The organism is Romboutsia sp. Marseille-P6047 (assembly GCF_900604535.1).
Classification (GTDB): Bacteria; Bacillota; Clostridia; order Peptostreptococcales; family Peptostreptococcaceae; genus Romboutsia_E.
Genome location: NZ_UWOT01000008.1, coordinates 42886 through 56192, shown reverse-complemented (window position 1 = coordinate 56192; position 13307 = coordinate 42886). Strand labels below are relative to the sequence as shown.

Annotated in this window: 15 protein-coding genes; 8 read left to right on the top strand and 7 right to left on the bottom strand. The window is 26.1% G+C overall.

The annotated features are described in order from the left end of the window. Positions 1–367 precede the first annotated feature (367 nt). From EIH23_RS09750 to EIH23_RS09720, 8 genes are all read left to right on the top strand, one after another. Entirely contained in the window at positions 368–730 is a 363-nt protein-coding gene (locus tag EIH23_RS09750) for a C-GCAxxG-C-C family (seleno)protein (protein ID WP_122640104.1), read from the top strand. A gap of 102 nt (positions 731–832) precedes the next feature. After that, positions 833–1924, top strand: a complete 1092-nt coding sequence (nagZ, locus tag EIH23_RS09745) for a beta-N-acetylhexosaminidase (RefSeq protein ID WP_122640103.1) — start codon at positions 833–835, stop codon at positions 1922–1924. Positions 1925–1991: 67 nt separating this feature from the next. Further along, positions 1992–2213 carry a hypothetical protein gene (locus EIH23_RS16610; RefSeq protein WP_243113375.1) on the top strand — a complete coding sequence of 74 codons (222 nt, stop codon included), beginning with the start codon at positions 1992–1994 and terminating at the stop codon, positions 2211–2213. Positions 2214–2222: 9 nt separating this feature from the next. Next, on the top strand, positions 2223–3869 hold the full coding sequence (locus EIH23_RS09740) for a carbohydrate-binding domain-containing protein (protein ID WP_330566218.1): 1647 nt from the start codon (positions 2223–2225) through the stop codon (positions 3867–3869). A gap of 162 nt (positions 3870–4031) precedes the next feature. Next, on the top strand, positions 4032–4388 hold the full coding sequence (locus EIH23_RS09735; RefSeq protein WP_122640102.1) for a GntR family transcriptional regulator: 357 nt from the start codon (positions 4032–4034) through the stop codon (positions 4386–4388). A gap of 9 nt (positions 4389–4397) precedes the next feature. Beyond that, positions 4398–5090, top strand: coding sequence for an ABC transporter ATP-binding protein (locus EIH23_RS09730; protein WP_122640101.1), 693 nt, complete (start codon positions 4398–4400; stop codon positions 5088–5090). Continuing rightward, positions 5083–5901, top strand: coding sequence for a hypothetical protein (locus EIH23_RS09725; protein ID WP_122640100.1), 819 nt, complete (start codon positions 5083–5085; stop codon positions 5899–5901). Before EIH23_RS09730 ends, EIH23_RS09725 begins: the two co-directional genes overlap by 8 nt. Before the next feature lie 12 nt (positions 5902–5913). Further along, a complete protein-coding gene (locus EIH23_RS09720; RefSeq protein WP_122640099.1) occupies positions 5914–7167 on the top strand; it encodes a hypothetical protein in 1254 nt (417 codons plus the stop codon). A gap of 51 nt (positions 7168–7218) precedes the next feature. On the opposite strand, the gene EIH23_RS09715 is transcribed toward EIH23_RS09720, so the two are convergent. The 7 genes from EIH23_RS09715 to EIH23_RS09685 form a co-directional block, all read right to left on the bottom strand. Then, on the bottom strand, positions 7219–8196 hold the full coding sequence (locus EIH23_RS09715) for an aromatic acid exporter family protein (RefSeq protein WP_122640098.1): 978 nt from the start codon (positions 8194–8196) through the stop codon (positions 7219–7221). A gap of 60 nt (positions 8197–8256) precedes the next feature. Further along, positions 8257–9468, bottom strand: a complete 1212-nt coding sequence (locus EIH23_RS09710) for a sensor histidine kinase (protein WP_122640097.1) — start codon at positions 9466–9468, stop codon at positions 8257–8259. 2 nt (positions 9469–9470) lie between these two features. Continuing rightward, positions 9471–10142 (bottom strand): response regulator transcription factor, encoded by a 672-nt coding sequence (locus EIH23_RS09705; protein WP_122640096.1) that lies wholly within the window; start codon positions 10140–10142, stop codon positions 9471–9473. A gap of 155 nt (positions 10143–10297) precedes the next feature. Further along, the gene (locus EIH23_RS09700; protein WP_122640095.1) at positions 10298–10987 is read right to left on the bottom strand and encodes a DUF4956 domain-containing protein; all 690 of its coding nucleotides are present in this window, start codon (positions 10985–10987) and stop codon (positions 10298–10300) included. Then, entirely contained in the window at positions 10981–11733 is a 753-nt protein-coding gene (locus EIH23_RS09695; protein WP_122640094.1) for a polyphosphate polymerase domain-containing protein, read from the bottom strand. The genes EIH23_RS09700 and EIH23_RS09695 overlap by 7 nt, the downstream gene beginning before the upstream one ends. A 171-nt stretch (positions 11734–11904) precedes the next feature. Then, entirely contained in the window at positions 11905–12537 is a 633-nt protein-coding gene (locus EIH23_RS09690) for a biliverdin-producing heme oxygenase (protein ID WP_122640093.1), read from the bottom strand. A gap of 110 nt (positions 12538–12647) precedes the next feature. Then, complete coding sequence (locus tag EIH23_RS09685) at positions 12648–13244, bottom strand: DUF3793 family protein (protein ID WP_122640092.1); 597 nt, start codon at positions 13242–13244, stop codon at positions 12648–12650. Positions 13245–13307 lie beyond the last annotated feature (63 nt).

The following is a 13307-nucleotide window of genomic DNA, read 5'->3' as shown; positions in this document are numbered from 1 at the left end:
CCCACTAATATCTAGTATAATATAAAAAAAATTTTATGTAAAGGAAAACACTTAAATTAAATTTAAAGTAAACTTTAAGAACTCTTCATGATAACTTTACATTAAATTCATATAAGAGTTGTATTATATAGTTAAAGAAGAGCCAATAAAAAGTGGCCAAGTATAATACCCTAGTTTTATATAGATCTAATAGTAGTTCTCCCTCAAAATTTACTACGTTATTAGATTCAAAGGTTGTATAGTGTATAAATTACAATATACAGCCTTTTTTGCGTAGAAATTAAAATTAAAAGGTTAATGTAGTATTAAATGTGTTAATATTTAATAAGATAGAATATTAATAAATGATAATGAAAGGGGATATGATATGACGAAACCAGCAGTATATCATAGTCAAGGATATAATTGTGCAGAAGCACTAATTAAATCATATAACGAGGAACATAATACAGATATACCAGTATCTATAGGAAGTGGCATGGGAACAGGTATGGCAGTTGGAAGTTTGTGTGGAGCTATAAATGCAGCAGTAGTTGTAATTGGATATTTAAAAGGTAGAGACAGTGAATTAAGTCAAAATGAAGCTAGACAGTACTCTAAGGCATTAATGAGTAAAGTAAGAGAAAAATATAATTCTGAAATATGTTTAGATTTAAAAAGAAACAAAGTAGGATGTGGAGAAATAATAGATTTTACATATGATGCATTAAATGAAGTTTTAGGAAATTAATTATAAAAAAGATTATATTAAGGCAGAAATACCTTATTATAATCTTTTTTATTTATAACGCATTTTATTTTAATAATTCAATTATATGGAAATAATCATAGTATGAAGAAGATTAAGATTTGTATAATTATATTTTTTATTATATTTTTTGCTGGGTGTAGTAATGAAGATGAAGTTTTAATTAATAAAATAATTACTAGTATGACCTTAGATGAAAAGATAGGGCAGATGATTTTAGCAGGATTTGATGGGACTATTATAAATGAAGAACTTAATAATTTAGTAAATGAAAATAAGGTGGGAGGAATTATTTTATTTAAAAGAAATATAGAATCATCATCACAGATAAAAAAGTTAATTAATGATGTGAATGAATCAAATAAAGGAGTTCCATTATTTGTATCAATAGATGAAGAAGGAGGAAGAATAAGTAGAATTTCAGATGACATGAGAAATTTTAAAAGTGCATCAGAAATCGGAAAACAAAATAGTACTGAATATGCTTATAACAATGGCCTTGAAATAGGAACAGTACTAATTAGTCATGGAATAAATATGGACCATGCACCAGTTTTAGATATTTATAGTAATTCAAAAAATACTGTAATAGGAGATAGGGCATTTGGAAACGATGAAGATATTGTATCAACTATGGGAGTTGCCACTATGAAAGGGATACAAGACAGCGGAGTTATTCCTACTGTTAAGCATTTTCCAGGGCATGGAGATACTGAAGTTGACTCACATTTTGGATTACCTATAGTAAGTAAAACATTAGATGAACTTGAAAGTTTTGAATTTATTCCATTTAAATATGCAATTAAAAATAATTGTGATGTAGTAATGGTATCACATATTGTTTTAGAGAATATAGATAGAGAAAATCCTGCTACAGTATCATCAAAAATTATAAATGGAATTCTAAGAGATAATCTAGGATTTAATAAAGTTGTAATTACAGACGATATGAATATGAGAGCTATTACTAATATAATGAGTGTAGAAGATGCAAGTATAAAAAGTATACAATCAGGAAGCGATGTTATTTTAATAGGAGGAGGTCAAGAAACCGTAACATCAGTAATAGAAAAAATTAAACAAGCAGTTGAAGAAAATGATATAACTGAAGAAAGAATAAATGAAAGTTTATATAGAATTTTATCATTAAAAATTAAGTATTCAATCATAAATTAAGTATTTTAAGATTTATTTAAGGTACTCATGCTACTATATTTTTATAAAAATAGTAGGAGGAAAGAATATGAATAAGAGATTTATATCATTTTTATCGATACTTTCTTTATGTGTAGTTATGAGTGGATGTTCGGCGAATACTAGTAATTCATCAACTACAAACACAGAAAGTAAAGAAAGTACACAAACAACAACTACTCAAGAAACAGAATCTATAGGAGATATAGATACATATATAAAACTATCAGATAATAATAGTACAATTGAAGGATTAGGTGTAACTGTTTAAAACAATACAATTACAATAACTGAATCGGGAACATATAGTATAAGTGGGAGTTTAAGTAATGGACAAGTAATAGTTAATACTAATAAAGAAGAAAAAACTTATATAGTTTTAGATGGTGTTGATATCAACTGTTCAAATAGTTCAGCAATATATATAACTAGCTCTGAAAAAACAGTAATTTCACTGGCTGATGGAACAACAAATGTAATAAAAGATGGTAGTAGTTATGTTTTTGAAGATGAAAGTAGTGATGAACCAAATGCAGCCATATTTAGTAAAGAAGACTTAACTTTTATAGGTAGTGGTTCTTTAGAAGTGGATGGAAATTATGATAGGGGAATAGTAAGTAAGGATGATCTAGTTATTCAAAATGGAAATATAAGTGTTGCATCAGTTGGAGATGGATTAAGAGGTAAGGACTCTGTAGTCATAACTGGTGGTAATGTAACTATTAATGCAGGTAAAGATGGAATAAAATCAAACAATAGTGAAGATACATCAAAAGGGTATGTTTCTATAGAAGGTGGAACATTAGATATCACTGCAGGGCAAGATGGAATACAAAGAGAAACTAACGTATTAATAAGTGATGGAAATATAAAGATTTCCTCTGGAGGAGGAAGCGAAAATAGTAGTTCAAGTAGTAATGAGTGGGGTAACTGGGGAATGCCACCTGATCAAAATCCACAGCAACAAACAATCACAAGCGATTCATCAACTGAAGAATCAACTAGTGCAAAAGCTATAAAAGCTACTAGTAATATAACTATAGATGGAGGAATTATAGAAATAGATTCTTCTGATGATTCGATACATTCAAATGATAGTTTAGTAATAAACAACGGAACAATTACTATGTCTTCAGGAGATGATGGTATACATTCAGATTCTACCTTAGAAATAAATGGAGGAACTATAGACATTACAAAATCATATGAAGGTATTGAAAGTCAAGTTATAACTATTAATGATGGAAATATTCATGTAGTAGCAAGTGATGATGGTGTAAATGCTGGGGGAGGGAATGATTCTTCATCGACAGGCGGGCGACCAGGTCAGAATAATTTCTCATCATCTTCAAGTTCTGAGATAAATATAAATGGAGGATATTTAGTTGTTGATGCAACTGGAGATGGATTAGATGCGAATGGATCAATAACTATAACTGATGGTGTAGCTATAGTAAATGGGCCAACTAATGGTGGAAATGGAGCACTAGATTATGATTCGACATTTAATATAAGTGGAGGTACTTTAATTGCATCAGGTAGCTTAGGTATGGTTCAAACAACAAGTACTTCATCTAGCCAAAACACTTTAAATATTAGTGTATCAGCACAGGAAGCTAATTCCATAATTCATATAGAAGATGAAAATGGTAATGAGATAGTAACATTTGCACCATCAAAAACATATCAGTCAGTAATAGTTTCATCACCCAAAATAAAATCAAAATCTACATATAAGGTATATGTAGGTGGAAGTTCAAGTGGAAGTGAAATTGATGGATTATACTCTGATGGAACTTATAAAAATGGTACAGAGATAGGTAGTTCTAGTGTATCAAGTTCGGTAACAAGTATTACTCAATCTGGAATTACATCAACAAGTAATATGGGGCAACCTGGGGGAATGCAAGGTGGAAGAAGACCTTAACATAGATAAATAATAAGTAAAAGAGAGCAGTATTAGTTTACTGCTCTTTTTATTTATTTAATTAAACTTAGTAAAAATATATTGCATAGATAGTGTATTAGATATATAATACACCTAAAGAGTTGTACTGCTGATATAGTACAGTAATACGGAGGTGATAAAATGAATTTTATTCCAAATGATAGAGAACCGGTGTATATTCAAATTGTAAGATATATGAAACAACAAATAGTAAATGGATCTTTAAATCCAGGAGATGCTATACCTTCTAGAAGGGAAATGGCAGTGAGTATAAAGGTAAATCCAAATACAGTTCAAAAAGCATATAAGGAGATGGAGGACATGGGAATTATTAATACGGCTAGAAATTATCAAAGTACTATAACTACGGATATAAATGTTATAAATGATATAAAACAAAATTTAATTGATGAATCTTTAGAACTATTTATAGAAAGTATGAAGGCTATAAATGTAGATAAAGATGAGATTATAAAAATTATAAATGATAGATACTAGGGGGACTTTATGATAGAAGTAAAAAATGTTGTAAAGAGATATAAAAAAACAAAAGCTCTTAATAATATATCTTTTAATATACATGAAGGAAAAATCACTTGTATATTAGGTACAAATGGAGTAGGAAAATCTACAATATTAAAAGCAATTGCAGGACTTGTTAAGATAAATAGTGGAGAAATATTAATAGATGGAGAAAAAATAAATAATAAAATATATAACAAATTAGCATTTGTTCCAGATATAGATATTCATTTTCCACAATTAAATATAAAAGAAACATTTGAATTTATGAGTGTATTTTATAAAAATTGGAATAATGAGAAGGCCTATGAAATGCTTAAGAGCTTTAATCTAACAGATGACAAAGTTATATCCAAGTTGTCGAAAGGAAATAAGGCTAGAATAAAAATAATATTAGGTTTTGCTCAAGAAGCAAAATATATATTACTTGATGAGCCATTTTCAGGAATTGATATATTTAAAAGAGAAGAAATTATAGAAATGATGGTAAAGTATATGACTGATGATCAAAGTATAGTAATAACTACTCATGAGATACCTGAGATAGAAATGATTGTAGATGATGTAATACTTATAAATAATGGCAAGTTAGTATGTAAGTTTAATGCTGAAGAATCTAGAGAAAAAGACGGTATGTCAATTGTAGATAAAATGAGGGAGGTATATAGGGGTGAATAAGATATTAACTTTATATGATATAGAATTTAAAAGAATATATAAATTATACCTTGGAGCACTTTTAGCATTTATTGCTTTTAATATAGGTGTTGTTTTTGTGATGTTAAGTGATGTAGTAATTGCAGTAGCTAACAAGCTTCAAACTAATAAAAGTATTCAACTTTTACAAAAAGCATCAGCTGCAAGGATGATAAGAGAAAGGTATATAGATAGGGCATTTACTTTTATATGCATGGCCTTAGTTGTAGCCATTGTTATATGTTTGATTTATGGATTTATAATTTGGTATAGAGACTTTATAGGAAAAAGTAAAACTGCATATACACTATTTATGTTACCAAATGATAAATTTGATATGTACATAGCAAAGTTAATGACGGTAGTACTTCTTATATATGGAGTGATTATTGCTCAAGCCTTATCTTGGATAGTATCTATATTAATAGTAACATCATTAACGACAGTTACTCTAAGCCAAATTGTAGAAGTTGTAAATCACAGGATATTATTTGAGATGTTAGGGTTTATGCAATTTGATTTTATATCATTCATAATGATAAATATAATAGGTGTAATAATTACTGTAATGATTATATTTACAGGAGTAATAATTCAAAAATCATTTAAAAAAGTAGGTATATTACTTGGAGTGGTATATATATTTATCCTTGCGAGTACTAACTTTTTTGTAATGGCAGATAAATCATACAGCGGACAATTACTTATATATCAAAGTGTATGTTATATAATAACAGCTTTAATATCGGTAGGGATATCATATAGACTTTTAAATAAAAAGATATATCTTTAGGGGTGAACAGATATGAAAATAAAATTATCAAGAATAGCTATTGTAAGCACAGTAATAATAATGATAGGTTTAAGTATTTTTATAGGGAAAAATAATAAACAAGAAATTATAATAAAAGAAATAAATGGAGAGAAATCTGCTTTAGGAGATGTAAGCATAATTGCTCAAGATATGCAAAGTATATATAAAACATCTAAAAGTACTATAAATAAAGATGGAATTAGTGAAGAGAAATTTACTAAAACTACGTCAACTAGATATAGTAATGCTCAAGACTTAATAACTAATAAGGAATTATTAGATTATTCCCAAGGAGACAATGGAACATACCAATATGATAATTATGTAGGTGTTGTAAGTGTAAGTACATATTATACAGAAGAAAATGCTGATGATGAACAAAAAGAAATAGTGGCAACTGTTATGGAAGAAAATATAGAAACTAAAGAAGTTAAAAATTATTCTATAAATTTACATACTTATGTTAAAGATAATGAGAGTAATGGAATATCAACAACAACTGTTCCTATTGTATTTGAAGATGAGCTATATGTGGTAGTAGGCTTAGATATGATAAATTATAATAATACTAATAAATATGAAAATCAAACAGAAGAATCAAGACTTTATGTATATAAATTAAATTTAAAGGATAAAAGTGCAGAACATATATTAACTAAAAAACTTAGTGAGGATGGAGAGTCAAGCATCGGATATAATACTGCATTCTCAAAAGATAGTACAGCTTATTTCGTAAATAGATTATATAGTAAAAACAATAAAAATGAAACTGAAACAGAGTTCCAATTATTATCATTTGATTTAGAAACTAGAAAATTTGATACTTTAAGTTTAGGAAGAAATATAGATGGACAAGGTTTATGGAATATATTTAATTATTATTTAATCGATGATATAGCTTATCTTATATATGACTATGAACTTGGTAAAACATTTAATATATCTGAAATTGAAATTAATTTAAATACTAATAAAATAACTAATAAAGAAATAAAGTACTCATTAAAACTTGATGAAAATATAAATACTAATGATGTTGGGTATAGTTTAGATAATCTAAGATGTATAGATAATAAATTATTTATATCTCTTGAAATTCAAAATAATACATCTACAACTTGGAATAGTAGAGGTCATGTATCACAATACATATATGTAGTAGATAGAGATAGTAAAGAAACTTTATACGCAGCAAAAATAAATAATAGCAAGAATAATAATATAACTTTAAGTGTAGTAAAATAAAAAGAATACCTATATAATAGAATTTTAAAATCTATATATAGGTATTTTTATTTATAAATTATAAAAGTAATTATCTCTAAGCGCTTGTGCATTTTTACGATTAATTAAGAACTTTTTTAGTTCAGTTAGGCATAAAAATAAGATTGCCCTATCTTCAAATTCTATTCTATCTATAGGAAGAGGTTGATTTTTCATAGTAGCAATCAATCTATCTAACTCATCTAATAAATCAGCAACAGTTTCAGCATTAAAAGATGTATAGCCAATTTTATGTATAAAAGCAGATACAATATGGCCTTGAAGTGGAGTACTACTTAGTTGAGATACATATGAATATAAATTTTCTAATATATTTCTCTGACTTTTTATAATCTCCATATGGTCTAAGAGATATTTAGTATCACTTAATAAATTATTATTTATATTATTATAGGCTTCTGAAATACTATTACTTATTAAGTTATTTAATGTATTTAAATCTTTATTGTATTTATTTTCACTAGTAGGATTTACTATCAAGTCCGCAATATCTATAAGGATAGAACTAACTTCATTTTGTAATCTTTTTTGATTTTCATATATTTTTTCAATATTAGATGGTATATACATATTTATTAAAACACCGATTCCAGCACCAATTAAAAATAAACAAGATTCATTTACAATCCAATGTACAGACATAGTACCTTGAAGGAAATAGTGTGAAGAAATTACAACACACATAGCAATAACATCTGATATATTTAGTAAGAAACAAAAACTTATAATAATTAATATATATAATGCAAATGCATATAAATGATACCCGAAAATATTAAAGCACAAATACGAAAATATATTACATAAAATAAAACCGTATATTTTACCAAGGGTACCTTTAAGAGTTTCTTTTTTTGTATTTTTTACTGTAAGTAAGGTTATAACTCCTGCAACAGTAGAGTATTCTAGTTTTAAGAGCCAAGCAATAAAAATAGCAAGGGAACTTCCAAGTGACAGTTTTATTACCTTAAGTATATTAGCTTTATTCAAATATAAAACCTCCCTATGTATTATTTTACCAGAGACAATTTTAACATAGTTCAGTTAATTTTAAAACTTAATAGGAAGCTCCACAAAAAATACTGTATATTCATTAACCTTGCTTTTAGCATATATTTTACCTTTATGCTGTTCTACTATAGATTTTGCAATAGAAAGACCTAAGCCATATCCTCCAGTTGCACGAACCCTAGAGCTATCAATCCTGTAAAACCTTTCAAATATTTTATTTATATGTTCAGACTCTATACCTTCACCTGTATTTTTTATAGATAATTTAACTGTATTTTTTTCTAAGAATAATTTAACAGAAATAGTACCTTTATTTTTAGTATGTTTTATAGCATTATCCATAATTATACTAAATAATTTTTTCATACTTTCCATGTTACCATTTATAAAGATATCTTTTTCTATATACGTTTCTAAATTTATAGAATTTTCATAAATAATCGCATCAAATTGTAAAAGCATAGTTTCAACTATTCTACTTATATCAATATAAGATAGTAATAGAGTATTTTCTTTTGTGTCTAATTTAGCTAATGATAACATCTCATTTACTAGTTCAGATATTCTATCTGTTTGCAAATTTATATAATTAATCCATTTAGTTTGATTTTTTACAGTGTCATCAGGGTTACTGAGAACCAATGAGGTATTAGTTTTTATTATAGTTAAGGGTGTTTTTAATTCATGAGATGCATCTGCAATAAATTGTTTTTGTTTCTCAAAAACATCTTTTATTGGTTTTATACTTTTGTTAGTTAGATATATACTAATTAACAAAAGTATAACTAAACTTACGCCACCAACTGAAATAAAAATTTTTAATAATGATATCTTAAAATTTTCTTGATAAGAAACATCTAAAAATACTATTCTGATACCATTAACATAATTTCTTTTTAAGAAAATATATGGATTATTAGATATATTTATTTTAGATGACATATTTTCGCTGGTTATAACCTCATCAATATAGTCTTTTATAATATCTGTGTCTATATAAATATTAGGAGAAGTAGATATTTGTATAATATCTCCATTAGAATTTAAATCTACAGTTATATTACTTGAATTTATCTTAGGTCGATGATCCTTATTAGGATTATCAATCATAAGAGTATTTAAGGAAGCATTAATTTCCCTATTCATACTCTCATTAGTCATAAAGTAGAGTGTACCAAATATACTTATAAATACAACTGTTAATAAACTCATATTAATTAATATAAATTTTGAACGTAATTTGTCAAACATGATTATTCCTCCAATTTATATCCAACTCTTCTAATTGTAGCAATTTTTACATTAGAATTAATATAAGTTAACTTTTTTCTTATAAAGGAGATATAAACTTCTATATTATTATGATCTGCCTCGGAATCAAATCCCCAGAGTTTTGTTATTAAATCATCCTTACTTACAATACTTTTAGGTCGTTGCATAAAATAATTTAGAATTTCAAATTCTTTTAGAGTAAGAGTTATGGAATTTTCACCAGATTCTAGATCATAAGTAGATAAATTTAATCTTATATCACCAAATTCAAGTATATTATCATTAATAATCTCGCCACGTCTTCTTGTTAATGCTCTTAATCTTGCCAGCAATTCTTCTGTTGAAAATGGTTTTGATAAATAATCATCAGCACCTAAATCCAATCCAGTAACCTTATCATCAATACTATCTTTTGCAGTTAGTAGAATTATTGGGGTAGATATACCTTTTTTTCTAAGTATTTTAAGTATTTGAAGACCGTTTAACTTGGGAAGCATAATATCTAAAATAATAATATCGTATATATCAGTTAAACCATAATTTAAACCATCTTCACCATCGTATACAGCATCAACAGAATATTTATTTTTTATAAGTATTTGGCTTAAAGCTTCTGATAACTGAACTTCATCTTCAACTAACAATAATTTCATAAATTCACCTCTAAATATAGTTTGTAATTTTTATAATTAATAATCTCATATTACATTATTAGCCTTAAATGAATATTAAATTATTACAACATATAAAATAATAGCAAAAAACTGGTATATAATCTGTATAAATCTGATTATGTACCAGTTAAATTTTAGTTATAAACTTTTTCTTCAAAACCAGAAAGAGTAAGGGTTATATTTAAATTACCATTTCTACATCTCAGCTCATCAATAAATTTCTTTTGATTAGAATCAGGTTTCATATGTATTATATAACTTAATTCAAATAAAGAACCAAAGTCTCTAGTTTTTACTTTTTCTATATTCCAAGAGTTTGTGTATTTAGATAATATGTCTTCAAATACACCTTCATAGTTTAAATCTTCAGGAATTGTAATTTTAAGTTGCATAGTTTTTGTTTTTGGAATTGCGAATTTTATAGCATCTAATATAAGTATGACAGCACATAAAATTGTAGTGAATATTATTCCATACCCAATATAACCCATACCACATGTTAAACCAACAGCTAATGTAAAGAAAACATAAGAAATATCTTTTGGATCACCAGGAGCACTTCTAAAACGAATTATTGAAAAAGCACCGGCTAAACTAAAAGCTCTAGCAACATTATTACCAACTAAGAGAATTATAATGGATATTATAACTGGTAGCATTATTAGAGTTATACTAAAACCAGAAGTGTAGCCATTTTTTTTATTGGTTTTCATATATACAAGGCTAATAACCAGTCCAAGTAAAAGTGATGATACTATAACAAGTAGTGTATTTGTGAGAGTAAATGATTCACCAGTTGTTGATGAAATTATTGTTTCTAACATATTATTTCTTCTCCTTTTAAATTATTATTTTGATTATTTAAACAATGGGCCATAAATTCATTTCCATATTTTGAATAATGAGTATTGTATATCTTTAACTCAGAAAGAATCTTTGTAAACCAAACTGGAATAGAACCTAATATTTTTACTTCCATAAGATAGTTATTTTCACCTAGAATATCATAGCCATATAAACCGGATTCTAAATGTAAATCATTTCTTCTAGCAGTTATATGAGAATCAAACGTTAATCTAAAGTCAGGGTCATTTTTACAAAAAAATGCTTTACGGCTATAACCAATGTAAACAGTAGGAGTAACTTTATTCTTACTAAGATAATATTGTATCTCATTAATAACTTGATTGTTTAAGTAGTCAGTAGAAACTGGTCTATATCCAAATTTTAAAAATTTGTATGCTTCTTCTAATGTAAGAGAAATTCTCCGCTTATTAACTATGCCATTTATTTTTTTCTTTAATTCAAGAAAAACTTTGTCATTAATATTTTTAGGAATAGTGTAACTTCTAAGTCTGAGTTTTTCTTTATAAAATGGTTTAGAGATAGAGTGTCTTATGACATCACTATGCTTTGTATCATAATAAATGTTAAATATACTGTAGTTTTGTCCATCTTTGCAGTATTTATCAGGATTCATATATTCGAGTAATTTTGGAATTAACATATCATATTGATTTTTATCTAAAATAAATTTTTTTTCATATCGTTGAAAAGATTTTATCGACATTTATAACCAACCCCTTATTTAAGAACTATTTTATAGCTATATTGTAAAAATTTAACCTTAAATAAACCTTAAGTTAACATGGATTTAAAATGAATTAATTTTTTATAATATTAAGTAAAATAAAAACTATCTAAAATAATATAAATATTATTTTAGATAGTTTTTGTTTTACTAATTTAGATAAAGTTTAGCTTCTAATTCATTAGAAATTGCTAGATTATATATATAAGCATTGCTAATTTCATTTATAAATTTAATTTCTAAATCAGAAGATAATTTTAAGTTATTTAACTTATTAGCATAATTCATAACATAAGATCTAATATCTTTTATTTTATCACAAGAGTAGTAGTTTAACCCTTCTGCAGGAACTTTATAATTAACACTTAATAAAGCAACAAAGGTTCTTCCTCCAAATAAATCAGCTATAAATCTTGTATAAGCATAAGCAATTACTAATTCAGGATTAGTTTTTTCTAAATCATTTATTTTATCTACAAAAGCTATAGTAGATGGAAGTAATTCTATTTCACTTACTTTATCTCCTAATAAGAAGTCTAAATCTTTTTTTATTAAATCATAACGATATAATTCTGGAGTAGCAAACTCTTTAACAGTTTCGTTATTTGTATTTCTTTCTAATGCTTGTTCTATAGAATTATACATAGCAGCTAAATTAAATAAATACTCAGCATAACTGTCTTTAGATGCATTACCATCAACTATTCTTTTTATAAATCCACTGTGTTCAGCTGCACTATGAAGTGTAGCACTATTTTTTCTTATTTTTGTCATTAAATCCATATGTATCACCTCGATAATAATTATATATAGAGAATGATAATTGTTATCATTTTCTATATATAAAATATACCCTACATACTATGAATTAAACATTAAAAATAAAATTTATTTTAAATTACACTTCTTAATTCACTAATTGAATTATTATTTATCATTTCTTTCATGATAGCTCGATCTTTTAAAAAACTATTGCATACTTCATAAGATATAGATGGATCTCCATAAATTTTCCAAACACGAGTAGTATATAGCTCATTTTTTCCATATCCCATAAATCCAAGAACATCTTTAAGTGGATATCCTAAAAATATACCTATTTCATTTGGAAAATTAGGTGAATGTAATTTGTTAATTAAAACATTAATATATGTTTCCATATCATAATCAGATGGATATCCTAGAAACTTTAAAAAATTAATACACTTTTTATTTGTAAATACACGAGACATTGATTTTTTATTAATAAATAGAACTCTAATACCACCATCATAAGTATTTATAATTTTGTAATTTATTTTACTACATTTATCAAAAAATGATTCTATTTCATTAAGTTTATTTTTTTTCAGATTCATTTCACCTGATATATTTAATATCTCAGCTGGTTTTGAACCAAGTATAACAGGTCCTAGAATTTCTAATATTTTTTTTATATAAGGTGAATTTAATTTATTTTCACAACAGTTTTTATTGCAATTTATACTCATAATTACCTCCTAATTGATAATAGTTATCATATATATAAATATTACCATAATCTATAGTTATTA

Excerpts from the sequence above, each read along its gene's own strand:
- EIH23_RS09750 (WP_122640104.1), top strand. The coding sequence starts at position 368 with ATGACGAAACCAGCAGTATATCATAGTCAAGGATATAATTGTGCAGAA.
- nagZ (WP_122640103.1), top strand. The coding sequence starts at position 833 with ATGAAGAAGATTAAGATTTGTATAATTATATTTTTTATTATATTTTTT.
- EIH23_RS16610 (WP_243113375.1), top strand. The coding sequence starts at position 1,992 with ATGAATAAGAGATTTATATCATTTTTATCGATACTTTCTTTATGTGTA.
- EIH23_RS09735 (WP_122640102.1), top strand. The coding sequence starts at position 4,032 with ATGAATTTTATTCCAAATGATAGAGAACCGGTGTATATTCAAATTGTA.
- EIH23_RS09730 (WP_122640101.1), top strand. The coding sequence starts at position 4,398 with ATGATAGAAGTAAAAAATGTTGTAAAGAGATATAAAAAAACAAAAGCT.
- EIH23_RS09720 (WP_122640099.1), top strand. The coding sequence starts at position 5,914 with ATGAAAATAAAATTATCAAGAATAGCTATTGTAAGCACAGTAATAATA.
- EIH23_RS09710 (WP_122640097.1), bottom strand. The coding sequence starts at position 9,468 with ATGTTTGACAAATTACGTTCAAAATTTATATTAATTAATATGAGTTTA.
- EIH23_RS09705 (WP_122640096.1), bottom strand. The coding sequence starts at position 10,142 with ATGAAATTATTGTTAGTTGAAGATGAAGTTCAGTTATCAGAAGCTTTA.
- EIH23_RS09700 (WP_122640095.1), bottom strand. The coding sequence starts at position 10,987 with ATGTTAGAAACAATAATTTCATCAACAACTGGTGAATCATTTACTCTC.
- EIH23_RS09695 (WP_122640094.1), bottom strand. The coding sequence starts at position 11,733 with ATGTCGATAAAATCTTTTCAACGATATGAAAAAAAATTTATTTTAGAT.
- EIH23_RS09690 (WP_122640093.1), bottom strand. The coding sequence starts at position 12,537 with ATGGATTTAATGACAAAAATAAGAAAAAATAGTGCTACACTTCATAGT.
- EIH23_RS09685 (WP_122640092.1), bottom strand. The coding sequence starts at position 13,244 with ATGAGTATAAATTGCAATAAAAACTGTTGTGAAAATAAATTAAATTCA.